The organism is Streptomyces sp. NPDC027672 (assembly GCF_055566335.1).
The window spans coordinates 312,639-338,288 of the sequence record NZ_JBVHSO010000005.1 but is presented as its reverse complement, the minus strand read 5'-3'; the positions used below and the strand labels follow the sequence as shown (position 1 = coordinate 338,288).

The window sequence follows — 25,650 nt, the reverse complement described above, 5'->3', positions numbered from 1 at the left end:
CCCGTGGACCGGCCGCCGGCGCCGTCCTGTCCCCCGCGGACGCCGCCGGCCGGCGTCAGGACAGATCGGCGATGACCGTCTTGGTCTCCAGGTAGTTCTCCAGCACCGCGTGGCCCATCTCGCGGCCCCAGCCGGACTGCTTGTAGCCGCCGAAGGGCAGCGCCGCGTCGAGCGTGTTCCACGTGTTGACGAAGACCGTGCCCGCCCGCATCGCGTTGGCCGTGCGGAACGCGGTGCCCACGTCCCGCGAGAAGACCCCGGCGGCCAGGCCGTAGACGTTGTCGCGCTCGACGGCGACGATGTCGGCCAGCTCGTCGAAGGGCAGCACGGTCAGGACCGGCCCGAAGATCTCCTCGGACACGACCTTCATGGACGGGGTGACGCCGCTGAAGATGGTCGGCGCGAGGAAGTGCCCGGTGTCGCCGATCCGCCGGCCGCCGGTGCGCAGCACCGCACCCTCGGCGGTGCCGGACTCCACGTACCCCATCACACGGTCGAACTGCTCCCGCGAGACCAGCGGGCCCATCTGCGTCGCCGGGTCGGTGCCCACGCCGACCTTGATCTTCTCGGCCTCGGCCACCAGTCCCTGGACGACGTCCTCCAGGACCGGCCGCTGCACATAGAGCCGGGAGCCGGCCATGCAGGACTCGCCCTGGTTGAAGAAGATCGCACCGGCCGCGCCGGCCACGGCCCGCTCCAGGTCGGCGTCGGCGTAGATGATGTCGGGTGACTTCCCGCCGAGTTCGAGGGTGAGCTTCTTCAGGTTGCCCGCGCTGGCGCGCACGATCTCCTTGCCGACCTCGGTGGAGCCCGTGAAGGCGACCTTGTCGACGTCGGGGTGGGCGGTGAGGGCGGCGCCTGCGTCACCGAAGCCGGTCACGATGTTGACGACACCGTCCGGGATGCCCGCCTCCTGGATCAGCTCGCCCAGGCGCAGCGCGCCCAGCGGGGTCTGCTCGGCCGGCTTGAGGACCACGGTGCACCCGGTGGCGAGGACCGGCGCCAGCTTCCAGGCCGCCATCATCACCGGGAAGTTCCACGGGATGATCTGGCCGACCACGCCGACCGGTTCGCGCTGCGTGTACGACAGGAAGCTGCCCGGCGCCGCCGACGAGAACGGGATGGTGTTGCCCTCGATCTTGGTGGCCCAGCCGGACATGTAGTGGAACAGGTCGGCCGTCATCGGGATGTCCGCGAACGACGCGTAGGTCAGCGGCTTGCCGTTGTCGACCGACTCGATGAGCGCCAGCTCCTCGGCGTGTTCCAGGACGAGGTCGCCGATGCGGTGGATGAGACGGCCGCGCTGCGACGGCGACATGGTGCGCCAGGGCGAGCCCGGCTCGAAGGCGGCGCGGGCCGCGCGCACGGCCCGGTCCACGTCCGCGGCGCCGGCCCGGGGCACCCGGGCGATCACCCGCTCGGTCGCCGGGTCCACCGAGTCGAAGGTGGCGCCGTCCAGGGCGTCGACCCACGCGCCGCCGATGAGCATGCGGCGCGGCTCAGGGCTGATGGCCGGGGCGAGCCGGTCCACGGCCGACTGCTCGACTGCCGTCATTTCCGTCCCTCATTCCGTTTGGTATTGCTGACCGATTTTTCGTTGCGGAAATTACGGATGACACAGATTTCACTCATACCTTGTGCATTTCAGGTGACGGCGCGTACGCTGCCCGCAGAATTCCCACCCCGAAAAGCCGGAGGAGATTCCATGACCAACGCAGTTCCCGCGCCCACCGCCCTGGTCACGGGTGCGGGCCGCGGCATCGGGCGGGCCACCGCCGTGCTGCTCGCCACGCGCGGATACCGGGTCGTCTGCCTGGACGTCGATGCCAGTGCGAAGGAGACGGCGGACCGGACCGGGGGTACGGCCGCCGTGTGCGACGTGCGGGATTCCGCCGCCGTACGGGCGGTGGCCGACGGACTCGACCGGCTCGACCTGCTGGTGAACAATGCCGGGGTCTGGACGTTCAGTACGCTTTCCGAGATCGATGTCGAGCATTACCGCAGGGTGCTCGACACGAATGTGCTGGGAAATCTGATCTGCACCCAGGCGTTCGCTCCCGTCATCGCCCGGAGCGGTGGCGGCGCCATCGTGAATGTCACCTCTTTTCTCGCGCGGACGGCCCGTGCGAACTCCGGCATCTATCCGGCCGCCAAGGCCGCGATCGTCGCCCTCACCGAACAGGCCGCCGCCGAGTACGCGGACGCGGGAATCCGGGTGAACGCGGTCGGTCCCGGTCTGATCTACACCGACGGCGCGGCGAACCTGTACGGGCCCGACGCCGCCGAGCGGGCGCGGCGCGGCGGGCACCTGCCGCTCGGCCGGCTCGGCGAGGCCGAGGACATCGCCGGCGTGATCGCCTTCCTCGGCTCGGACGAGGCCCGCTACGTCACCGGGCAGACCCTGTACGCCGACGGCGGGATATCGGTGGGCACGATGCGTTTCCTGCACCGCGCCTGGACCCCCTGACCGCGGGCCGGGCCGGCCGGGCGGGACGGTTCGCCGTCCGCCCGTCCGGCTCAACCGCTCAGGCGGGGCAGGTCGCTGAAGAACACGCCGTGGAAGTCGTTCGGGATGTGGTGGGGCACGCGGGCCCGTCCCAGCTCCTCGAAGGAGGCGGCGTCCAGGACGAGCAGGAACGACGTGCCGGTCTTGGCGTCCAAAACTCCGGAGAGCACGACGCCGTCGTCCTCCGCGGTGGCGCCGGGCCGGCCCACGAACACGGCCTCGCTGGGGAAGCTGCCCTTCTCGTACCAGGCCTTGTGGGTGCCTGCCACGACGTCCAGCTTCAGCAGCCGGTTCATCGCCCGCAGGCTGCGCGGGGAGTGGCCCAGGCCGTAGGCGTAGCGGTACGCCTTGCCGTTGTGCGCGCGGTAGTTGATGCGCGGCATCTCCACGCCGGCGTCGGTCAGGTCCACCACGTGTGCCGTCTCCGACGTGCCGCCCAGCGGCAGGGTGAACCGGCGGGCCGCGTAGCCGTAGGCCTGGAGGTCGAACTGGTCCGGCGAGGGCGCCAGGCCCAGCACGCTCTCGTACGGGGTCTCGGTGACGGCGATGTCGATGAGCAGGTCGCTGCCCGTCTCGATCGCGTTGATGTGGTGGAAGGCGAAGAACGCCGGGCCCTCGAAGGTCCGCGTCACCCGGCCCTCGCGCTTGTCGACGACGAGGAAGCGGGTGCCGCGTTCGGGCTGCCAGCTGAAGCACTCCAGGAACGGATTGCCGGGTTCCAGGAACCGCTCGCGGTCGATGACGACCGGGATCTCCACCAGCACCACGTAGTTCTCGGTGGCGGCGAAGCTGTGCATGTAGCGCGGGTCCTCGCCGGTCTCGATGGTGGCCAGGCGGGTCTGGCGCTGGGTGTCCTCGGGTGTGTAGTAGACGTTGTAGACGGTCTTCTCGCGCATCGCCGTCGTGTAGTTGAGCAGGGCCCGGCGCTCGAAGTCGTAGTGCGGGTGCGGTGTGGACAGCTCGCCGGCGATCTGGTCCTCGAAGGTCAGCTCGCCGATCGTGTCGAGGGTGCGCGGGTCGAACTCCGTGTACAGGGGCTGCTCGTTGAACGCGAAGAAGCGGTTGGCGAGCCGGGTCAGGTTCACGTTGGTGTTGTCGGAGATGTTCGGCGAGTAGGCGGCGAAGTGCCGGCCGAACAGCTCCTGGCAGGGGTCGATGCCGAACTGCTTGCCGTAGAGCTGGCCCTTGTTGACCGCCAGGTCGTAGGCCGTGGTGCGCAGGTACTTGTTGGCGTAGGAGACCTGGCCCTCGCCGAAGGAGTAGGCGTGCAGCATGCCGATGCCGTTGAACCAGTGCGTCAGCCGGTAGTCGCCCACCTCGAACTTGGCGGGGCCGTTGCGGATCAGGGTGCCGCTGAGCCACTCGGGCAGCGCGCCCTCGACCGGGAGCCGGTCGATGCGCACCTCCTTGTCCAGGGTGGTGTAGCCGGGGAAGTCGGGCAGCGGCTGTGGTGTGTCGGGGAACGGCGGCAGCGGCTGGGGGGTCTGGGGCATGATCGGGGTTCCTCTCGCGGGGGGCTAGCGCGTGAACGTCATGGGCATGGAGTGCGGGCCGCGGAACGTGGGCGTCTCCGTGCGGTGGATCCCGGAGCGGTCCACCTCCGGGTCGTGCACCCGCCGCACGAACTGCTCCACGGCCACCTCGTTGATCAGCTGGCCGAGCTGGCCGCCGAGGCAGTAGTGGGCGCCGTGGCCGAGCGCGAGGTTCTGGCTGCGGGGCCGGTCCACGTCGAGCCGGTCGGGATCGGGGAAGACCTCCGGGTCGCGGTGCGCGGCGCCCATCCACACGTAGATCTCCTCACCCGCCCGGACGGTCTGCCCGCCGAGCTCCACATCGCGCACGGGGCGGCGCTTGGTGAGCTGGACGGAACTGTCGTACCGCATGAGTTCGGGGGTGGCGTACGGCACGAGGGAGGGGTCGGCGGCGAGCCGGGCCAGCACGTCCGGGTGGTCGAGCAGGGCGAGGACGCTGTTGCCGATCTGGTGCGCGGTGGTCGTCTGGCCGGCCGTCAGCATGAAGATGAGGTTGCCGAGCAGTTCCTCCTCGCTGTCGAACTCCCCTTGCGCCCACGCGTCGGCGAGGGTCTGCATCAGGTCGTCGGTGCGCTCGCCCTCGCGGCGGCGCAACTGCTCGCGGAAGTAGTCCATGTACTTGGCGATGCTCGCCAGGTGGTAGTCGGGGTGCTCCTTGCTCAGCGGCCCCTCGTCGACGAGCAGGCCCCAGCTGAGGATCCGCTTCCAGAAGCGCTCGCGGTCCTCGACGGGTACGCCGAGGACCGAGCAGACCACGGCGGAGGGCAGCGCCATCGCGTAGTCCTGCATGAAGTCCATCTCGCCGCCCGGCAGCGCCGCGTCCAGCAGGGCGCTCGCGCCGCGCTCGATCTCGCCGCGCATGGCCTCCACGGCGCGCGGCAGGAACGGCTTCATCATCAGTTTGCGCAGCCGCTTGTGGTCCGGGGCGTCGGTGACGAACACCTGGGAGTACAGGGCGCGCAGCGGGGACGCCTGTTCGGGGGCGTGGGTGGCGGGGTCCCACTGGGGTCTGCGGGCCGAGAAGACCGAGTCGCGCAGCGCGGTGAGCGCGGGCTCGTAGCCGGTGACCATCCATGCGCCCTCGTCGCCCATCGTCGGGTCCCACAGGACGGGGCCGGCCTCCCGGACGCGCCGGTAGAGCGGGTAGGGGTCCTCGATGTAGCGGGGCGTGTAGACGCCCATCATGGACAGTTCGTTGCCGCGGTCGGTGGAATCGGTGAGCTGAACGGTCATCGTGCGTCTCCTGGGTAGCGGAGTGCGTGTACGCGCAGGACGGGCGCGCCCGACGCCTGTTCGGACACGAGCCAGTCGCCGCGCCGGGGGTCTCCTTCGACCACCAGGCGGGCGCCCGACAGCCGGGCCGTGCCGGGCGGGCGCAGCAGGGAGAGGCGCTGGATGTGCAGCTCGGCCGGGCCGTCGGGGTCGGTGGCCCGCGTGCGGTGCAGCACGTTCTCCAGCGCCGTCAGCGGCAGGCTCTGTTCGGGCCAGCGCGGCAGCATCCAGAGGTCGTTGGCCGCTGCCTCGGTGAGGTGGGCGAGGACCCGGCCGGGGCCGGCGTCCTGCCAGGGGACGACGGGCAGTACCCGGCCGCGCCAGCGCAGCCGGTGCGCGGCGCCCCCGGCCGGGCGCGGCACACCGGCCGGCTGTGCGGGCGCGGTGGTGGGCGGCGCGTGGGCCGGCCGGTGTACGACGCGCAGGCGGGCCGCCTCGCGGGGCGGTGCGGCACCGGTGCGGTAGACGATGTCGACGTGCCAGTCGCCGTCGGTGTACCGGGCGTGCGCGGTGCGCTCCAGGGGGGCCGTGCCGGCGTCGAGGCGGAGCGCCTCGGGGTGTATCCGGATGTCCTCGATGCGGTCGGGGACGAGGGGGGCGAGGTCTTCGGGCGGCAGCCAGACCGCCGACCACAGGGCGTTCTCCAGGAGCAGCGAGACGGGCAGCGCGGGGACGCCGTCGACCTCGAAGTCGGTGAGGGCGGGGGCGTAGGCGGTGGTGAGGGTGACCCCGGCGGTCAGGCCGCGGTGCGGTGCGTGGGTGCTCACCTCACCGAGGTGGAAGATGGCCGGGGCGAGGCCGCGGTAGCCGGGCAGGTCCTCGCTGGCGGGGTAGCCGACCGCCTGGAGCGGGCCGAGCGCCTTGCCGAACGGGCCGACGTAGGTGACCTCCCCCCGTGTGCCCGCGGTCAGCTCGGCCAGCCACAGGCGCAGCCCCTCGTCGACGTCGAGGGCGCTCATGTAGCGCAGCGTCGCCTCGAAGTTGGCGACCATGCCGACCCGGTCCCAGGTCGGCCAGCACAGGGTCATCACCGGGAACGGCGCCACCTGGTCGGCCCACAGGGCGAGCCGGGCGAGTCCTTCGTTGGCGGCGCCGTAGTCGAGCTGTCCGACCATGCCGCCGAGCCGGCCGGTGAGGGAGCCGACCGCGCAGAAGAACTTCAGCGGCAGCGCGCGTACCCGCTGGAACAGGTGCAGGAAGCCGTCGGTCTTGGTGGCGACGGTGCGCAGGAACTCCTCGTCGGTCTTCTTGGGGAACCGCGCGGGAGTGTCGACGCCGGCGTTGTGGATGACGGCGGTCGGCGGGCCGTCGAGCCGGGCGAGCAGCCGGCCGACCGCGTCGGGGTCGGTGAAGTCGCAGGTGGCGTAGGTGATCGGCAGTCCGTCGCGGTGCGCCGCGGCGAGGTGGGCGAGCAGATCGCGTTCGCGGCGTGCGGTGGCGATGGCCGCGCGGATCTCGGTGATCGGCCGGCCTTCGGCGCGCAGGTCCCACAGCCCGCGCTCGTGGGCGGCGAAGTCCTGGTCCGGCGCGGTCAGCCAGGGCTTGGCCGCCGGGTCGGGCAGCGGGCCGCGTCCGGTGACCACGACGCGGCAGCCGTGCATGCGGGCCAGCGCCGTGGCGATGCGCCAGCCGATGCCGCGCCCGCCGCCGGAGACCAGGACCAGGTCCTCGGGCCCGAGCGGGACCAGGGGCGGGCCGGCGTCCTGCGCCTCGGCGCGCAGGGTGAGCCGCTGCCCGTCGCGGTGGCCGACTTCGAACAGGCCCCACCGGTACAGCTCTCGGCAGATCCGGTCGGGCAGCAGGTCGCTCTCGTCGAGCGAGGTGTCCAGGACGCGGGTGTTGCAGTTGGGGATCTCCCGGTGCAGGGTCTTGGCCAGGCCCGCCCAGATGCCGCCGAGCGGCTGCGAGCCGCTGCCCCCGGTGTGGTCCTCGGGTGCGAAGCCCATGCCGCCGCCGAGGTAGGTGACGGCCAGGTAGAAGAGCCTGCGGGTGGCGGTCTCGCCCGCCCAGGGCGCGTAACAGGTGCGCAGGGCGGCGAGGGTGCGCAGCAGGGCCGGTGCGTGGGCGCCGGTGCGGGCCGGGTCGAAGGGTTCGGCGAGGGTGAGGTCGACGAGCCCGTCGGGCAGCCCGCCCGCGATCTGCCAGTCCGTGCCGTGTCCGGGGTCCACGAGGACGTGGGCGCCGTGTTCGCGCAGCCGGGCGGCGACGCGCGCGGCGAGCCCCGGCGTGCCGCCGAGCACCGCGATACGGGCGCCGGCGATGGCCGGCGCGGTGTGCTCGGGCAGCGCGGGCTGGGGGGCGAGCCGCCAGCGCATGCGGCGTACCGGGGCCACCGCGGGCCCCGTCCCGGCCGGTGTTGCGGGGTGGATGGTCGGTGCGGGGCCTGCGGTCATGCCCGGACCGCTTCCCGGCCCGTGGGCTTGATCTGCATCAGTACCTCGGGCAGGGGGCGCAGCGAGACCAGCGCGCCCGGGGTGACGGGGTGCCCTGAGACCAGGTGGAGCCGGAACCGCTGGGTGATCATGGCGACGGCGAGCTGGATCTCCAGGAGGGCGAGGTCCATGCCGATGCACTTGCGGGCGCCGCCGCCGAAGGGGAAGTAGTCGTAGCGGTCCCGGCCCGCGGCGCGGGCCCCGGTCACGGTCCCGGCCATCGTCGCCCCGGTCCCGGCCGTCGCGGCTTTCTGCTGGTGGGCGGGGCAGAACCGCTGCGGGTCGAAGGCCTCCGGGTTCTCCCAGACCGCGGCGTTGTGGTGGGCCGCGTAGACGGGGACGAGGACGGTGGTGCCGGCCGGCACGTGGTAGCCGCCGATCTCGTCGTCCTCGACGGCGTCCCGGGGGAAGAGCCAGATCGGCGGGTACATCCGCAGCGACTCGTCCACCACCTGCCGCAGATAGGGCAGGCTGGGCAGGTCGGCCGCGGTCGGGGTGCGCCCGTCGAGGACCTGCCGCAGTTCCTCGTCGAGGCGGGCCCGGACGTTCTCGTGCTGGGCGACGGCGTACAGCGTCCAGGTCAGGGCGCAGCCGGTGGTCTCGTGGCCGGCGAGGAAGAGCGTCTTGAGTTCGGCCCTGATCTGTGTCTGGGTGAACGGCTTGCCGGTGACCGCGTGGGTGGCGTTCAGGAGGGCGGTGACGACGCTGTCGGGGCTGCCGCCGCCGGCCCGGTGCAGGTCGATGATCTCGTCCATGACGCCGTTGAGGACGCTCTGGTGGTGTTTGAGCTGGCGCTGGTAGCGGGTGGGCACCCAGCGCGGCAGCATCTGCTTGACCTCACCGGTGAGGATCATCGCCTTGAGCGAGAAACGCACGGCGGGCATCAGGCGGTCGGCGTAGTCGCGCAGGTCGACGCCGTAGAGCAGGCGGCCGAGCACGCCCATCGCCAGCCACATCATGTCGTCGGTGATGTCGACGTCCTTGCCTTCGGCGGCGGCCTCGTCCCAGCGGGTGAGCAGTTCCTCGACGGTGTCGGTGATGGTGCCCGCGCCCTCGCGCAGCCGGGTCCGGTTGAAGAAGGGCTGGGTGACGGAGCGGCGGGTGCGCCATTCGGGGCCGTCGGTGGTGAGCATGCCCCGGCCGAAGAACAGGTTGAAGCCGCGGTAGAAGCGGCCGCGCACGTAGTTGCGGGCGTTGTCCTGCAAGACGTGCTTGACGTGTTCCGGCTGGGTGATCTGGTGGACCAGGTAGGGGCCCATCTTCATCCGGGCGATGCCGCCGAACTGCCGTTGCAGTTCCACCAGCAGCTTGAGGGTGTCCTTCTTGAAGCTGCTGAGGGCGCCGAACAGGACGCTGCCCTCGGGCCCGGGTGCCTGCCGGCGGCTCTGCTGCGGCGCGGCCGTGCCGGTGCCGGCCTCGGTGCTCGACAAGGGGGTCTCCTTCTTGGGTGTCATCGGCCGTTCGCTCCCACCGGGTCGCGGCGCGGGTCCGGGTCGGGCACCGGCTGTTTGTCCGGGGTGTGCAGGGCGCCGGTGACGGCGTCGACATAGCCGATGACGGTGGCGCTGACGTCCTTCATCTGCAGGACGACCCGGCCGCCGGGAGCCACCGCGACGAAGCGGTTGTCGGGGGCCGGCTGGGTCATGTCGAACGCGGGCGGCGTCGCGTAGAGGTCCAGCTCGCCGTAGCGCTCGGTCAGTTGCAGATCGTTGCCGGTCTCGTACAGGTCGATGCGGCGGATGGACAGCGGGGCGGCGATCGGGATGAGCCGGCCGTCGACGAGGTGCAGGACGCCGGTGCGGGCCAGGCCGTCCAGGAGGATCGAGGGGGCCGTGAAGCGGCTGAACGCGGGGTCGTCCGGGCGGAGGTCGAGGTGGTAGGTGGCCCGCTTGCCCAGCGGGTTGAGGCGGGTGTCGCGGGTCGAGACGAACGGTCCGGTCAGCGACACCGGTGAGGCCGGTACGTGGTAGGGGTCGGTGATCGGCTGCTCCCCTGCCGGGTCCCAGGCGTCCCAGCGCGGTGCCGGACTGTGCTCGGCGGCCAGCAGCACCCGGGCGGTGAAGTGCGGGCGGTCCTCGGCGAGCAGCACGCCGCCGGGCGAGCGCACGTCGGTGGTGATGCGGACCGTCACCGTGGTCAGCTCGGGTGTGCGGCTCTCGACCTTCGCCGCGATCCGCTTCGGGGCGGAGGGCGTCGTCTCGTACACCCGCAGGAAGTGGTGGAACACCAGGTCCTCGAAGGCGACGACCTTCAGGCCCGGCACCAGTTCCCGGGCCGCCTGGGCGGCGAGTTCGGTGACGAACGTGCCCGGCAGGGTGGGGACGCCGCGCACCTGGTGGTGGCGGAGGTAGCTGTCGGCGGTCAGGTCGAAGACGCACTCGTGGACGGCCTCGCCGGGGGCCGAGGACACCTTCTTGCGCAGGTAGGACCAGCCGTCGCCGGCGGGCGGCGCGGCGGTGAGATAGCCCGGGTAGAACCGCTCGACGGTGGCCTGTTCGGCCTCGCCGATGTGCACCACCGACGGCGCGGTACGGGCGGTCCGCAGCTCCCGCACGAAGTGGTCGACACCTTCGGCGACCGGCATGTGGCTGTAGGAGCCGGCCCGTTTGAAGTAGGCCTTCGTCAGCTCGTTCGCGCCCATGCCGACGCCGTCCCACAGGGTCCAGCCGATGGTGAACTCCCCGTCGCCGCGCGTGGCGTGGGCCCAGGTCGCGGCCGAGGCGAGGAAGTCGTTGCCGGCGGCGTAGTCGGGTTCGCCGAGCTGCCCGAAGTAGCCCAGCAGCGAGCCGAAGTTGCACCAGCTGCGCGGCGGACGTCCGGCGAAGGCCCGCCGCAGGTTGCGGTAGCTGCGCACCTTCAGGTCGCGGATGGAGGTGAATTCGGCGAACGACTTGTCCTTGATGAGCGCGGAACGCTGGCGGCCCGCCGCGTTGATCAACAGGTCGACTCCGCCGGGCTGTTCGGACAGGACGCGGTCGACGGCGGCCTGTACGGCGTCGGCGTCCTGGACGTCGCAGGCGAGATAGGTGACCCGGCCGGCGCCGCAGTGCTCCTGCATGGCGCGGATGTTGGCGCGGGCGGCGCGGGCATCGGTCATCCGGTCGAAGTCCCGGTTGATCTGCGCGACGCTGCGGCCGGCGCCGCCGACGAGCTGCTTGCGGATGTAGGTCTGCCGGGTGGCGGCGAACGCCTCGTCGTCGCCCTCGAAGACCTGGGCCGGGTAGCTGTCCAGCGGGTTGCTGCCGATCAGGTAGATCCGTGGCCGGTAGCGGGCGGCGAGGGCCTTGACGACCTCGGCGGTGATGCCGCGGGCCCCGCCGACGGCTAGGACCACGGCGTCCTGACCGGGCAGGCCCGGGCCGGCGGGCTCGGGGGCCGCCGGGGCGAGGGTGTAGCCGAGGCGCCGGTTCCCGTCCAGGAAGACGGCGGGCAGCAGACGCGTCGCGGTGGATTCCCGCTCGGCGGCCAGGGCGGCGCCGCGCACGCCGCGCGCGTCGGTGCTCAGGGCGAAGGCGAGGCAGTTCGCCAGCTCCAGGTGGGCGCACTTGACGAGGCCGGTGAACAGGCCGGTGAAGGGGTGCGGCACACCGTTGTCGAGGGCGCCGGTCAGCAGCGTGATGAAGGAGGAGCCGGCCGCGGACAGGTCGTCGTAGGCGTGCTGCAGCGTCAGGTACGCCGCGTCGTGCAGGGCGAGGAGGGAGGCGGCCCCTTCCTCCAGCGACGCGGGCACGGGCGCGGTGCGTGCGAGGTCGGTGACGACGCGCAGGTGCCGGACGGGCCCCCGGTGCTCGGCGAGCGCGGCGCGCACGGTCTCTTCGGTCACCTTCGGCAGGTGGTGCCAGCCCGGCTTGGTGAGGTCGATCGGCGCGGTGGACAGGACGGTGGCGTCCTCGGGCAGGTGGCGCAGGCTGGCGCCGAGGTCCGGCAGGTCGGTGAGGACGACGACACCCGGCGGCAGGAACGGGACACGGTCCACGGTGCCGGTGGTGTCGGCGAGCTCGGTCAGCCGCGGGACGTACCGGACGACGGTGGCCTCGGGGCCACTGTCCGGGCCGGGGGACGCGGGTTCTTCATGTGCGGTGGCCACGGCGGATACGGCGGACACTGCCGGGTGCGCGGGGGCCGCGGGTGCGGCGGTAGGCGCGGAGTTGGCGGAGGTCGCGGGTGCGGCGGAGGGCGCGGGGGCCGCAGGTTCCGCCGGGGGCGCCGGGGTGGCCGGGACCGGGGGCGCCGAGCTGGCTGCGGCCGCGGAGTTCGCGGGGCCGGCGGGGTCGGGGGCGAGTGCGCCGGTGACGGTGAGCGTGAGGTGGGTGGCCGGGAGGCCGGGATCCGGGGCGCAGGTGACGGTCACCCGGCCGGCGGGGCGGTGCAGCGCCTCCAGGACGGCGAGGGCACCCGCCGCGCCCAGGTAGTGGGCGCGCCCCGGGCCGGCGGCGTCCGGCATGACGTCGATGCGTTCGGCGCCACGCGGCGGTTCTCCGCCGACGCTCAGCTCGTCGACGTAGCCCAGGATGTCCAGGCCGGCCGCCCGCGCCGTCTCCTCCGTGGTGAGGGTGAACAGGAAGGAACCCTCGGCCAGCGGCGGCCGACCCGGGCCGCGCCCGCACACCCCGTCGAGCAGGGTGTCGTACTCGGGCAGCGAGTTGCCGTTGATGCCGCCCGCGAGCGCGAACCGCAGCTCGCCCGTGCGCAGGTAGCGGCAGGCGGTCTCGATCGCGGCGAGGGCGGAGGCCGGGCCCGCGTCGAGCGTGATGTTGGGGCCCTTGAGGTCGAAGTGGTTGGCGACGCGCGCCGAGATGATGTTCGGCATCATGCCGGGGAACGAGTCCTCGTTGGAGGCCGGGATCTGGCCCCGCACCCGTTCCCGCACGCCCGCCAGGAGCGCGTCCAGACCGGGCAGGCCGGCGGTGGCGGGGTCCGCGGTCAGCGTCTTGTCGATGTCGTCGAGGAAGCAGCGGTTGGCGAAGAGCATGGCGGCGCGGGTCGGGCCCATGTTGCCGACGAAGACCCCGGCCGACGTGGTGTTCGCGTCCCAGAAGCCGGTGAGCCGGCCGCGCAGGTCGTGGGCGCACTCCAGGATCATCAACTGGCAGCGGTCGATGGTGCGTACGGTCGCCGGGGGCATCCGCACCTTCTGGAACGGCGGCGGCGGATACGTCGCGCCGAAGCTGTCCCGGGGCCGGCCGGTGCCGCCGGTGACCCAGTCGCTGACCCCGTCCCGGTCGAGGCCGGGCACGTGCGCGGACCAGGCCACGACGGCGATGCGCTGCGCGGCGGCCGGGGCGGGCGCCTTGCGCGGGGCGGGCCGGTCCGGGCGGTCCTCCTGCACGATCAGATGGGCGTTGGTGCCGCCGAAGCCGAAGCCGGAGACCGCGGCGGTGCGCGGACGCTCGGATCCGGCGGGCCAGGGCACCGGCTCCTTCGGTATCTCCAGGCGCGTGGTGTCCAGGGCGAAGTCGGGCTGCGGCGAGGAGTAGCGGAACTGGCGCGGGATCGTCTCGTGCTCCATCGCCAGCAGCGCCTCGATCACGGAGACCACGCCGGCCGCCCAGCCGGTGTGCCCGATCAGGGACTTGTTCGAGGTGACGTACCCGGTGCGGTCCTGGCCGAAGTGGGCGCGCAGCGTGGTGAACTCGGCGAGGTCGCCGGCCGGGGTGCCGGTGGCGTGCGCGATGATCCAGTCGACGTCGCGGGCGCTGACGTCGCCGTCGAGCGCGGCCCGCACCGCCAGGTCCTGGCCCGCGGAGTTCGGGGCGTAGATCGCCTTGCCCTTGCCGTCGGAGGAGGCGCCGAACTCCTTGAGGACGCCCAGGACGCGGTCGCCGTCACGGCGGGCGTCGCGCAGCCGCTTCAGTACGACGACACCCGCGCCGTCCGCGAAGATCACGCCGTCGGCCTTGGCGTCCAGGGAGTGCACGGCGCCGCGCTTGGACAGGCCCTGCAGCTTGGAGAACAGGACGGTGCCGCGCGGGGCGAGGGCGAAGGCGCCACCGCACACGGCGATGTCGTGCTTGCCGGTCTGCAGCCCCTTGACGCCGATGTCGACGGCGTACAGGGACGACGAGCAGGCGGTGTCCACCATCTGGAGTTCGGTGTCCTTGGGCAGGATGCCGTCCATCGCCAGCTGGCCCACGCGGTGCGGGAGGAAACGGGCCGGGTCCTGGGCGCCGCGCCAGTAGCGCCGGGCGAGGGTGTCGTGCACGGTGCCGAGCAGCCGCTCGCGGTCCTGGGCGCTCAGCCCGAGCTCCTCGGCGGTCTCGCGGGCCCGGTCGTCGATGCCGGCGAGTACCCCGGCCTCCTCCAGGTGCTGGCTGCCGTCGGGGGTGTAGCCGACGAGGAAGGCGTACCGGGCGTCGCCGGACCGGTGCACACCGTCGAGCGCCTGGACGAGGCTGTGCCGCAGCCAGGTGGTGGTCAGCTCGTGGTCGCCGGCGTCGCCCATCGTGTCGACGGACCCGCGCACCGGCTCGAAGTCCGTGATGAAGACACAGGTGTCCTGGTACGACTTGTCCTCGGCGGCGGTGTCCGGGGAGTGGAACGTGGCCCGTTCCCAGCGGTCCTGCGGTACGGGGATGAAGAGCTCGGCGCCCTGGGTGCGCAGTTCCCAGAACTCGCTGGGGCTGTTGGCACCGGCGACGGCCAGGCCCATGCCGACGACGGCGATGTCGTCGGGCTCGATGTCCGCCACGAGGGCGGACGCGCTGTCCGGCACGGCGACGGGCGTGACATCGGGCGCGGGGACCGGGTCCGGTGCAGGCGCGGATGCCTGGACGGCCGCGGGGCTGGGTGCCGGAACGGGCGCGGACCCGGATGCCGGGGCGGGTGCCGGAACGTGGGCGAGCGCAGGCGCCGGAACGGCCGCAAGGCCGGATGCCGCGGCGGGCGTGGAGCCGGATGCGGGGCTGGGCGCCGGAACGGGCGCCGGGGTGTCGGCCGGCGGTTCGGCGGCTGCCGCGGTGGGGGCCGGCTCGCCGGTGGCGGGGCCGTCGGCCGCGGTGTCCTGCCCGTGCGGCGCCGGCTGTCCGGCCGGGGGCCGCGGTGACATCAGGGCCGCGCCAAGGCTCAGTCCGCCGTCCGCGAGCACCACCTGGCCCGTGATCCAGCTCGCGTCGTCGGAGGCGAGGAAGGCCACCACGGCGGCGAACTCCTCCGGGCGGCCGAGCCGGCCGAACGGAGTGGCCTCGCGTATGGTGCGCTGCATCTCGGCGGCGTGCGGGAACTGGTCCGCGACCTCGCTGGTGAGCATCGCCGCCGACGCCGTGTTCACGCGGATGCCGAGGGGCGCGAACTCCACCGCGAGATAACGGGTGGTGGCCTCCGCGGCGGCCTTGGCGGGGGCGCACGCGAGGTAGTTGGCCATGACCATCTGGGAACTGCCCAGCGCGGAAAGCTGGATGATGGACCCGCCGCCGCGCCGTGCCATCAGCGGGGCGGCGGCGCGGGCGCAGCGCAGGGACCCCTTGTAGTTGGTGTCGATCGCCTTGTCGAGGTGGGCGTCGGTGATCTCGTCGAGCGGAACCAGCGCTCCGTTGGCCGCGTTGTTGACCAGGATGTCCAGGTACCCGAACTGTTCGTCGATCTGCGCGAACATCCGGTCCACCTGGTCCTGGCGGGCCACCGAACCCCGTATGAGGTCCACCTCGGCGCCCAGTGCGCGCAGTTCGTCGCGCAGGGCGCCGGCCTCCTCGTGGGAGTGGAAGTAGTTCACCAGGACGTGGGCGCCCCGCAGGGCGAGTTCCCGGGCCACGGCGCGTCCGACGTTCCTGGCCCCTCCGGTGACCAGCGCCAGCTTGCCCTTGAGCTGTTGCATGGATCGCTCACTCCTTATGGCTGTTGCCTGTCCGCTGGTCACAGCGCGCACCGGTCCGGGGATTCAGCCGGCGAGGGCGGTCTCGCCCCTGAGGTTGGCGTGGACGAGGGAGACGACCTTGCCGAACGTGTCGTACGAGGCGAGCCGGAATCCGGCCTCGCGCGGCGGCAGCCCGTAGTGCTTGGTGACGCGGGCGAGCAGTTCGACCTGCTTGACGGAGTCGACGCCGAGCTCGGCCTCCAGGAGCACGTCCTCGGTGAAGACCTCCTCCGGGTACTCCAGGGCCTCGGCGTAGGTGGTGCGCACCACGGAGGCGACCTCGTCGTAGGGCGGGATAGCCGAGGCGACGGGCGCGGCGGGCGCGGCGGACGCGACGGCCTGCTCGGCGGCCGGTGCGGGACTCGACACGGGGCCGGGCGCGGACGGCTCGCCGGTCAGCTCGGCGCGGACCAGTTCGACCAGGCGGGACCCGAAAGCCTCCCAGAATTCTTCCACGGTGGGCACGGTGATGCCTTCCAATCCGGTGAGGAGCGCGTCCAGGGCCAGTTCGCCCTTCGCATCGAGGGCGAATGATGACCGGACGGTCGCTTCGGAACGGGGAACATTGCGCAGAACGAGCTTTCCGAGGGCGCCGAGGGCACCGGACTCGATGAATACGCGGAACTCTTCGGCGTGCAGTTGCCGTATGGCTCCGGCGAAGTTGACCGGCAGCACGAAATGACGGGAAAGGCATTCCGTGAGCACATCGGAATCCGTGTAGAGACGCTGGAGGATCGGCGAGTACACGGGCACGTCGAGGGGGCGCTGGACGAGAGGGGCGATGCGCTGTGCGAAGAGCGGCACGAGCGGTTCGAGGACGGGGTTGTGGAACGGGAACGGCGAGTTGAGTTCGACCGCGCCGGCGTCGATGTGCCCGGCGATGCCGACGACGCGTTCCAGGGCGCGGGCGGGTCCGCTGATCACGGTCTGGGCCGGGTGGTTCTCGCTGGCCACGGCGAGCAGTTCGTCTCCGACCAGGTCGATGATCTTGCGTACCTGGTCGGCGGGCAGGGCGAGCGCCGCCATGCGGCCCGCGCCGAGTCCGGCCTCCATGATGACGCGGGCCCGCTCGGCGGTGATCCGCGCGCCGTCGGCGACGCTGAACGCGCCGGCGGCCACCAGGGCGGCGATCTCGCCGAGGCTGTGGCCGACGTGCGCGTCGGCCCGTACGCCGTGGGCGTCGAGCACGCTGAACGCGGCCATGTCGCTCGCGTAGATGGCGAGCTGGGAGACCCAGGCGGGGTGGCGCAGGATCGTCGCCGCGTCGAGGATCTCTCCTTCGAGCAGCAGCTCGGATATGCGCTGGCCGAAGAGTTCCTCGGCGACGGTGTCCACTTCTTTGAGGACGTGTTCCACCTGGGGGTGCCGGGCGTGAGCGAGCCGCAATGCGGCGCCGTCGAAAGCACCTTGCCCGGGGAAGAGAAAAACTGTTTTCTCTTTCGGCTTCATTGCTCGCAACCTTCCTTAGACGCCTCGGTCGAGTGAACCATCTCGTCGGCGCCCAGGAAATTGGACCTAAGTACACGCACCTGTTCGACGGTCGTCGGCACGTGCGGAGGCCCGTCCGCCGGTTCGGCGGACGGGCCTCGGGATGTTGCGGTGTGCGGGCCGTGTCAGTGCAGAAGGCCGTCCAGCATCCGGGCGGTCTGCTCGAGCTGGTCCCGTACCTGCTGAGTGGGGCCGGCGGTGACGGGGATCAGGATGCGGGTGACGCCGGCCGCCGCGTAGTCGGGGATCTCCTCGGGGGTGCGCAGTCCGCCGTACAGGGTGATGGGCAGCGGGCCGCGGCCGGCCGCGCGGGCGAGCGCGCGCAGTTCCTCGGCCTGGCGGGTGAGCTGGCCGAGGTGGGTGGCGAGCGGGAACCAGCCGTCGCCGTACTCCACCACGCGGCGCAGCACATGCCGGCCGTTGCCGCCGACGAGGACCGGCGGGTGGGGCCGGCGGGCGGGCTTGGGCCAGGACCAGATGCGGTCGAAGGAGACGTGGGTGCCGTGGAAGGTCGCCTCGTCCTGGGTCCAGATCGCTTTGACCGCGCGGACGTGCTCGCCCATCCGCTCGAACCGGGTGGCGGGGTCGACGCCGTGGTTGCGCATCTCCTCGGCGTTCCAGCCCGCTCCGACACCGAGGACCAGGCGGCCGCGCGCGAGCTGGTCCAGGCTCGCGGTCTCCTTGGCCAGGATGATCGGGTCGCGCTGGTTGACCAGGCAGATGCCGGTGCCCAGCAGGATCCGTTCGGTGACCGAGGCGGCCGCGGTCAGCGCGATGAACGGGTCCAGGTTGCGGTAGTAGCGGGAGGGCAGTTCGCCACCGGTCGGGGAGGGCGACTCGCGTGACGCGGGGATGTGGGTGTGTTCGGTGAAGAACAGCGACTCGAACCCCAGGTCCTCCGTCATGCGGGCCAGTTCCGTGACCGCGATCCCGTCGTAGACGGGGAAGGTCACCACTCCGAATTCCACGCTCATGTCCTTTGCTCAGTTCTGCCGTGCCGGCTGCCCGGTGCGCCGGGGGGAAAGCCCGGCCAGCTCACGGCGCAGCACCTTCCCCGCGGCGGAGCGCGGGATCGCCTCCACGATCCGCACGGTGCGGACCTTCTTGTACGGCGCCACGCGCGCGGCGACGTACTGGATCAACTCCTCCTCCACCTCCCCGGGCGCGTGCTGTGCCGCGTCCGGAGCGAGGACGACGTAGGCCGCCGGGTACTCCTCGCCGTACTCGTCCACGGCTCCGGCCACGCCCGCGTCGGCGACCAGCGGATGGCCGAGGAGGCAGCCCTCCAGCTCGCCGGGGGCTATCTGGTAGCCCTTGTACTTGATGAGGTCCTTGACCCGGTCGCGTAGCTGGATCCAGCCGTCCGCGTCGATCAGGCCCACGTCCCCGGTGCGCAGCCATCCCTCGGCGTCCACGGCCCTCGACTGCTCCTGCGGACCGCCGGCGCCGGGCGCGTAGCCCTTCATCAGCTGGGGGCCGCGCACCCACAGCTCGCCTTCCTCGCCCGCGGGCAGGAGCCGCCCGTCGGTCACGGAGACCACCCGCAGCTCGGTCATCGGCAGCAGCCGGCCCACGGAGCCGGGCGGCGGGGTCTCGCCGTCGGGCGGCACGGTGATGCCCGGTGACATCTCCGTCATGCCGTAGGCCTGCACCACCGGGACACCGGTGCGCCGCTGCACCTCGGCGGCCACCTCGCTCTTCAACGGGGCCGCCGAGCTGAGAAACTGACGTACCGTCGGGAACGCGGCGGGTCCGGCCGACGGGTGCTTGAGCAGCGCGACGGCGATGGGCGGGGCGATCAGGGCGTGTGTGACGCGGTGCTCGGCGAGCGTGTCCAGGAACGTCTCGAAGCGGAAGCGGGGGACGATGACCAGCGTGGCACCGCCGCGCAGGCTGAGGCCGATCAGGGTGGTGAAGCCGTAGGCGTGGAAGAACGGCAGCACCGCCAGGACCCGGTGGTCGGGACCGACGCGCATCGCGTGGTTCATCTGGGCGATGTTCGCGGTCAGGTTGGCGTGGGTGAGCAGCACGCCCTTGGGTGCGGCGGAGGTGCCGCTGGAGTAGGGCAGCAGGGCCACGTCGGCGGCCGGGTCCACGGCGCACGGCGGCGGCCGGACACCGTGAGCGGCGGTGCTCAAGTCGGCGATGTCCCGCAGCCCCGAGGTGTCCCCCGCTTCCTTCTCCACGACGAAGACCTCGTCGACGGCGCCGGCCGCACGCGCGGCGAGGGCGAGCGGCACCAGCGCGGCGGCGCTGACCACGGCGCGCGCCCCGCTGCCGGCGAGGTGGGCGGTCAGCTCGGCGCCGGTGGCGAGCGCGTTGACGGGGGTGACCACGGCGCCCGCGCGCAGCGCGGCGAGGCAGATCACCGGGTACAGCAGACAGTTGGGCGCGTGCACGGCCACCACGTCACCGGGCCGGATCCCGCTGTGCAGCAGACCGGCCGCCACCGACTCGACCAGATCGGCGAGTTCGCCGTAGCTCAGCGTGCTCCCGGTCACGGAGTCGACGAGCGCCGGACGGCCGCCGTGCGCACGCGCGTGCTCCAGGACGTAGGACACCACGTCGACGTCCGGCAGGTCGATGGCCGGGAACCGACTGGGATGGATCATGTTTCCTCCCGAGAAGAGGGCCCCGCGGCGGCACCACAGAGAGCATGGCGGCGGCGTGGGGACCGCGGCGGTACCGCGCGGGCCGTGGCGGTGACGCAGGGACCGTGACGACGGCACGGGGGCCGTGGCGATGACGTAGGGCCGTGACGGTACCGCAGGGGCCGTGGCGATACCGGCGGTTGTGGTGACGCGAGGGGCGTGGCGGTGTCACCGGGACCGCGGCGGCACCACGGACACCGCGGCGGCGCCGCGCGGACCGTGACGGCGCGGAGACCGGCAGCGGTGTGCTGGGGACCGTAGCAGTGCCGCGGTGACCCTAGCGATAGCCCCGCGGGACCGGAGTGGCGTCGCGCGGGCCGGCGCTGCGGCAGGAACCGCCGCGGCGCCGCGGCCGCGGGGGTGCCGCGCGGACCGTGGCGCCGTGCGGACCGTGACGGGCCGCAGGGGCCGCGGCGGTGCCGCGGCCCCGGGAGTCGTCTCAACTGCGTGGTGGTGCGGGTGTGGTGGTGGGTGCGGGTGTGGCGGTGGGTGTGGGGGTGTTGTTGTGGCGGGTGATGAGGGTGCGGGCGGTTTCGGCGGTGATGAGGCCGAGGGCGATGAAGAGGGCGCCTACGAGGCCGAGGTTGTGTGCGCCGAAGAGGCTGATGCCTGCTGCGCCGGTGCCGCCGGAGGCGGAGACGCCGAGGTAGAGGGCGGCGGCGTTGAGGGCGATGCTCAGGGGTGCGCCGGCGGGGTTGATCTGGATGAGGCGGTGTTGCTGGGGGACGAGGACGCCCCAGCCGCACAGGCCCCAGATGATGAGGGCGATGGCTGCGGTGACGGGGTGGCGGCTGGTGAGGGGGAGGAGGACGAAGTCGGCTGCGGCGATGATGATGGCGCTGTTGATGACGATGCGGCCGCCGAGTTTGTCGGTGAGTGAGCCGCCGCCGAGGTTGCCGAGGGTGGCGGCGATGCCCCAGATGAAGAGCAGGATCGCGAGGGTGGTGCCGTTGCCGTCGGTGGCGCGGTCGAAGGAGACGGCGATGTAGGTGTAGACGGTGTAGAGGCCCATGAGGACGAGGACGGTGGTGAGGAGGGTGAACAGGATGCGGCTGTCGCGCAGGGGGCGCAGTCGCTGGCTGAGTTTGACGGGGGGCAGGGAGGGGACGGCGGGGAGCATGGCGGCGACGCCGATGGCGGCGAGTACGGCGAGGGCGGCGACGAACCACATGGTGGTGCGCCAGTCGGACTGGCTGCCGATGACGGTGCCGATGGGGGCGCCGAGGGCGGTGGCGCCGCTGAGGCCGGCCATGACGATGGCGAGGGCTTTGCCGCGTTTTTCCGGTGGGGCGAGGGTGGAGGCGGTGACGCTGGCGGTGGGGGTGAACATGGCGGCGCCGAGTCCGGCGATGACGCGGGAGAGGACGACGAGGGTGAAGGTGGGCAGGAGGGCGGTGAGGATGTTGCCGAGGGCGAGGACGAGGAGGCCGGTGAGGAGGAGGCGTTTGCGGGGCCAGTGGGCGGTGGTGGCCGCCATGACGGGGGAGAGTAGTGCGTAGGAGAGTGCGAAGACGGTGACGAGTTGTCCGGCGGCGCTCGTGCTGACATGGAGGTCGCTGGCGACATTGGGCAGGATTCCTGCCACGACGAAGCTGTCGGTTCCGATGGCGAATGTTCCGAGAGCTAATACCAGGAGGCGGCTGTACATGCCTTGACTCCACTTCGAATACCAACAGTTCGATGACTTTCATACTATGGCGGGTGGGGTTGGGGGGTGTCAAGGCAGGGCTGTGGCCTGGGGGGATGCCGGGAGCCCCGCCTCCGGTGGCCGGGTGGGGCCGGGGCGGGGCTCAGCACGAGGGTGGGGTGTGAGGGGGGTGGGAGCGGGACAGACTTGTTCCGCTAGCCGGCGGCGAGTCCCCCGTCCGACTGGCGGTGGGAAAGCGATACCAGGCCGACCTGGAGCCGGGATTCCAGTCCGAGTTTTTCCATGATCCGGGCGACGTGGGCCTTGACGGTCCGTTCGGTCACCCGCATACAGGAGGAGATGGCCCGGTTGGAAAGACCGGAGCCGAGGAGATAGAACACCTCGGACTCGCGGGAGGAAAGAAGGCTCACCCTCTCAAGGGAATCCGACCAGTCGGGATCGATGTCCCGGCCGGTGGGGAAACGATAGGAGACACCCCGTGCCACAGGCCGGTCCGCGGTTTCACGGGAGGCAATTCCCGGACGTCGATTTCGGAGATTCACAGAGTCCATCAACGGATCCTTAAACCAACCTCGATGACCGTTCAGCCGTGATACTACTCCGGTGACTCGCGGCGTACTCAAGATCGGAATTCGTTCCGCCGACCGGAACCCTCCCGTCTATTTGCAGGAACAAATCAGACATTTAACATCTACACCAATGAAGCATCGACGCGTTTCGAACCGTCGGCCCCGACAATACGGACCCCCATTCACACCCGCGCGGGATCAGGGGCGATTTCCGGGCACCCCTGGCCGAGAGCCGACCGCAGTGACGTCCGTCACATCTGCGCAGTAGCGGAATATTTCCTTCACGTGGCATCCCGCACCACTGGCGCCAACGACATCACCCAGCACAGGAGTGGTGGCGTGCCTCAGGTGACGCCCGCCCCGGTGAGGCCGTCGCCCTCGGCCTGCGCGTGCTCGGCACGGTTCGGCGGGGCGGTGAGGTGGTCGAGCGTGTGGGTGAGTTCGAGCAGGCGCTGGAGGAAGTCCGGCCGGTTGTCGAGGTGCAGGGTCGCGCCGAGCGCACCGGCGTGACGGTGGATCATCAGCAGGGCGGAGAGCCCGGAGGAGTCGATCCACCTCAGCTTCCCGAAGTCGAGATGGACATCTCGGGGCGGCGGCTGCCGGGCGTCGAGCTGGGCGGCCACGGTCTCGGCCAGGCCGTCGCTGGTGTGGTAGTCGAGTTCGCCGGCCATGTGCACGGTCAGCGTGGCGTGCTCGCGGTAGCTGTGGGCGCTGAATTCGGTGGCCGGGTTGGTCATGCGCAGAGGGGGGATCCGGGGACGGGGCGGATGGGGTGCCGGCGCAGGGCCGTGGCGCCCTCGCGGAGCAGGTGGACGGCGCGCGGGTACTCACGCAGCTGCCCGGCCAGGATGTCCAGCCCCGCCAGGAGGGAGCGGGCGGGGACGTGCCGGGCGGTGAGGATGTCGGCGGTCCACGTCAGGAACCCGGTGAACAAGTCGGCGTCGTCGATGTAGAGCGAGGCGGCCAGGAAGTCGACGATGTGGGCGAGGTCCTCCACGGTGCGTTCGCGCTGGGCTTCGCTGTAGCCGCGCAGCGGAGGGAAGCGGTCCTCCAGGACGCTCAGCGTCTGTTTGACGAGCTGGTGCCGGGACTGGACGACGAGGGTGTATTCCTGGTCGGCCAGGTGCGGCAGGTCGTCCACGGTCTGCCGGATCGCCGAGAGGTCCGGCCGCTTCAGCCCTTCGGCCAGGACGGCGAGGGCGCCGCGCGCGTCGGGCGCCCACCGGTCGGCGCCCAGGGCGTCGGCGTAGCGGCCGTCGGGGCCGAAGGCGCGGCCGCCGGTCAGCACGGGGATGCCGACGGCCTGGCAGGCGGTGATGGCGATGTGGGCGGCCGGCAGGTGCGTGGGGATCGAGCCGGACAGCAGGACGGCCTCTGGGTTGGTGCGGTGCAGGTGGGCGACCAGGTGCGGGGTGGGCGTCCGGGCGCCGAGGTAGTCGACCCGCCAGCCGTGCAGGGACAGCATCTCGGCGACGAGCCTGGCGGGGAAGGCGTGCCATTCGCCGTCGACGCAGCTGACGGTGACCCGGCCCCGGTACGGTGCGCCGCGCCCGTCGCGCCGGTGGGCGAGGGCGGCGATGATCCGCTCGTTGATGGCGGTGGCGGCGTGCTCCTGGGCCACGGTGATGCGGTCGGCGGCCCATTCGGCGCCGACCCTCTCCTGCACCGGTGCGATCACGTCGAGGAGCAGCCGCTCCTCGTCCACCCCGTCGGTCAGCGCCGCGTGGACGATCTGCATGGCCGCGTGTTCGTCCCCGTCGGCCACGGCCAGCCACAAGCGCTCGGCGCAATCGGCCGTCGCGCCGGCATGACTCACTGCTTCCTCCTGGTGTCCGGGCCGTCGGCACGGCCGTTGACGAGGGTCAGCGGGCCGTACTTGGGGGCGCCGATGGCGACCGTGGCCATGTCGTCGTGCCGTTTGCCCGCCAGCCACTGGGCGGCCAGCATCTGCACCCGCTCCACGACGGCCTCCGCCGGCAGACCCGCGCATTCGGCGAGGACGCGCTTGAGGCGGAGTTCACCGAAGAGTTCGTCGCCCAGCGGGCCGCCGCGGGCCTCGGTGATGCCGTCGGTGTACAGCAGGCACGTGTCGCCCGGGGCCAGCACCGCCGTCACCGTGTGCGCGGTGACGCTCGGCAGAGCGCCCACCAGGGTGCCGCGGGTGGCGGCTTCCTCGACCGTGCCGTCGGCGCGGACGATCAGCGGCGGCAGGTGTCCGGCACTGGTCAGCCGCAGCAGTGCCCGGCCGCCCCGTCGGCGGACGGAGGCGAGCACCAGGGTGGCGAACCGCGTGTGGCGGGACGACAGCAGCGCGCCGTTGAGCAGGTTGAGGACGTGCTGGTGGTCCCCGGCCAGCGGTTGCAGGGCGTGCAGCGTGTTGCGGATCTTGCCGGTGAGAACGGCCGCGTCCAGGCCCTTGCCGGCGACGTCGCCGAGTACGACCAGCGTCTCCGCGGACGGATCGGCGCCGGGGTGGACGTCGTAGAAGTCGCCGCCGACCCGTTCGTGGTCTTCCGCGGACCGGTAGCCGCCGGCGTAGTCCACGCCGTGCACGGTGGTCAGCGTCGGCGGGAGCAGGTCGTTCATCAGGGTGGCGGTGATGGTCGCCTGCTCGGCGTACAGGCGGGCCGCGGACAGGGCGGCGCCGGCCCGGGCGGCGAACAGGCGGGCGAAGACCTCCTCGCCCTCGCTGAAGGCGCAGTCGGTGCTGGAGCGCAGCAGGATCAGCGCGCCGGCCGGTACGCCGTGTCCGGGCAGCGGGGTGACGATCACCGAGCCGACCGGCCCGGCGAAGCCGTCCGGGATCACCCAGTCCGGAAGGGCGGCGGGGTCTATCCACCGGGCCGGTACCGGCGGGAAGCCCTGCAACGCCTCGCTCAGTCCCGGCACGTCCCGGACATCGATCTTCCGGGTGGTCTGGTCGACCGGACCGCCCGGGCGGGCGTAGGTCACCAGATGGCGGCTGCCCCGGGGCGGGGCGACGAGCACCGCCGCTTCGGCGAGGTGACGTGCGGCCATGGAGGCGGCCACTTCCATGCATCGCGGCACGTTCAGCGTGGACAGCAGCGCGTCGGAGACCTCCGCGAGGACGGCGGAGCGGATCTGCGTGTCGCTCAGCGCGGTCTCGGCCAGCCGGCGGTCGGTGTCGTCGATGAGCCACCACACCACCTCCCCGTCCCCCGCCGAGGTGGGGTGCGCCTCGAAGAACCGGCCGTTGATGCGTCCGGTGAGGGGACCGGCCCCGGCGGTGCGCGGCAGGTCGTCGGACATCTGCCGGTGGGCGTCCGAGAGCCAGGAGGGCGCCCGCTCGTCCAGCCGGTCACCGCACTCGGCATCGTGCAGAAGCAGTCGGGCGGCCTCGTTGATCCGTACCAGGCCGCCGTGCCGGTCGACGACCAGCACCGGATAGGGGGCGTCGGCCCAGGTCGCGCCGATCGTCACGGCGGCGTCGGGGGGCCGGGCGGCAGAGCCGCGGGAAGCAGTCACAATTGGAAGGCACGCGTCGTGCGCACCTCACCACCTTCCTGACGCAGGAAAAAGATGTCGTCCGGCAACCGTCCCCCATCGGGCCCCCAGTTGCAACCCACCCGGGAAAGCCATACGTAAACGCCATATTCGGCACGCCGACGCGGGGTACCCTGGCCACCCGGCCCAGTGAAATGCCGCCGAGGTGTTCGCACCAGCGCGGTGAGTGGCCGGTGAT

Annotated in this window: 15 protein-coding genes; 1 reads left to right on the top strand and 14 read right to left on the bottom strand. The window is 72.0% G+C overall.

Annotation, left to right across the window (positions count from 1 at the left end):
- Positions 1-55: 55 nt before the first annotated feature.
- Positions 56-1,555, bottom strand: a complete 1,500-nt coding sequence (locus tag ACZ4SV_RS15010) for an aldehyde dehydrogenase family protein (RefSeq protein WP_365880854.1) — start codon at positions 1,553-1,555, stop codon at positions 56-58.
- Positions 1,556-1,705: 150 nt separating this feature from the next.
- Between ACZ4SV_RS15010 and ACZ4SV_RS15005 the strand changes: the two genes are divergently transcribed.
- Positions 1,706-2,467, top strand: a complete 762-nt coding sequence (locus tag ACZ4SV_RS15005; protein WP_365880856.1) for an SDR family NAD(P)-dependent oxidoreductase — start codon at positions 1,706-1,708, stop codon at positions 2,465-2,467.
- Positions 2,468-2,517: 50 nt separating this feature from the next.
- Here ACZ4SV_RS15005 and ACZ4SV_RS15000 read toward each other — a convergent pair whose 3' ends face one another.
- The 13 genes from ACZ4SV_RS15000 to ACZ4SV_RS14940 form a co-directional block, all read right to left on the bottom strand.
- Positions 2,518-3,999 carry a carotenoid oxygenase family protein gene (locus ACZ4SV_RS15000; protein WP_468004509.1) on the bottom strand — a complete coding sequence of 494 codons (1,482 nt, stop codon included), beginning with the start codon at positions 3,997-3,999 and terminating at the stop codon, positions 2,518-2,520.
- 24 nt (positions 4,000-4,023) lie between these two features.
- Entirely contained in the window at positions 4,024-5,271 is a 1,248-nt protein-coding gene (locus tag ACZ4SV_RS14995; RefSeq protein WP_468004507.1) for a cytochrome P450, read from the bottom strand.
- Complete coding sequence (locus tag ACZ4SV_RS14990) at positions 5,268-7,703, bottom strand: KR domain-containing protein (RefSeq protein ID WP_468004505.1); 2,436 nt, start codon at positions 7,701-7,703, stop codon at positions 5,268-5,270. Before ACZ4SV_RS14990 ends, ACZ4SV_RS14995 begins: the two co-directional genes overlap by 4 nt.
- Positions 7,700-9,172 carry a cytochrome P450 gene (locus ACZ4SV_RS14985; protein WP_468004503.1) on the bottom strand — a complete coding sequence of 491 codons (1,473 nt, stop codon included), beginning with the start codon at positions 9,170-9,172 and terminating at the stop codon, positions 7,700-7,702. Before ACZ4SV_RS14985 ends, ACZ4SV_RS14990 begins: the two co-directional genes overlap by 4 nt.
- Before the next feature lie 20 nt (positions 9,173-9,192).
- Positions 9,193-15,552 carry an SDR family oxidoreductase gene (locus ACZ4SV_RS14980; RefSeq protein ID WP_468004501.1) on the bottom strand — a complete coding sequence of 2,120 codons (6,360 nt, stop codon included), beginning with the start codon at positions 15,550-15,552 and terminating at the stop codon, positions 9,193-9,195.
- A 63-nt stretch (positions 15,553-15,615) separates the two neighbouring features.
- Positions 15,616-17,040 carry an acyltransferase domain-containing protein gene (locus ACZ4SV_RS14975; RefSeq protein ID WP_468004499.1) on the bottom strand — a complete coding sequence of 475 codons (1,425 nt, stop codon included), beginning with the start codon at positions 17,038-17,040 and terminating at the stop codon, positions 15,616-15,618.
- Positions 17,041-17,204: 164 nt separating this feature from the next.
- Positions 17,205-18,053, bottom strand: coding sequence for an LLM class F420-dependent oxidoreductase (locus ACZ4SV_RS14970; RefSeq protein WP_397940132.1), 849 nt, complete (start codon positions 18,051-18,053; stop codon positions 17,205-17,207).
- 9 nt (positions 18,054-18,062) lie between these two features.
- Positions 18,063-19,691, bottom strand: a complete 1,629-nt coding sequence (locus tag ACZ4SV_RS14965) for an AMP-binding protein (protein WP_468004497.1) — start codon at positions 19,689-19,691, stop codon at positions 18,063-18,065.
- Between the two features lie 478 nt (positions 19,692-20,169).
- Complete coding sequence (locus ACZ4SV_RS14960; protein WP_468004495.1) at positions 20,170-21,378, bottom strand: MFS transporter; 1,209 nt, start codon at positions 21,376-21,378, stop codon at positions 20,170-20,172.
- Between the two features lie 194 nt (positions 21,379-21,572).
- Positions 21,573-21,788, bottom strand: coding sequence for a response regulator transcription factor (locus ACZ4SV_RS14955; RefSeq protein ID WP_365877984.1), 216 nt, complete (start codon positions 21,786-21,788; stop codon positions 21,573-21,575).
- Between the two features lie 503 nt (positions 21,789-22,291).
- Complete coding sequence (locus tag ACZ4SV_RS14950) at positions 22,292-22,684, bottom strand: STAS domain-containing protein (protein ID WP_468004493.1); 393 nt, start codon at positions 22,682-22,684, stop codon at positions 22,292-22,294.
- Positions 22,681-23,763 (bottom strand): cobalamin B12-binding domain-containing protein, encoded by a 1,083-nt coding sequence (locus ACZ4SV_RS14945; RefSeq protein ID WP_468004491.1) that lies wholly within the window; start codon positions 23,761-23,763, stop codon positions 22,681-22,683. Before ACZ4SV_RS14945 ends, ACZ4SV_RS14950 begins: the two co-directional genes overlap by 4 nt.
- Positions 23,760-25,433, bottom strand: a complete 1,674-nt coding sequence (locus tag ACZ4SV_RS14940) for a PP2C family protein-serine/threonine phosphatase (RefSeq protein ID WP_468004489.1) — start codon at positions 25,431-25,433, stop codon at positions 23,760-23,762. Before ACZ4SV_RS14940 ends, ACZ4SV_RS14945 begins: the two co-directional genes overlap by 4 nt.
- Positions 25,434-25,650: the final 217 nt, after the last annotated feature.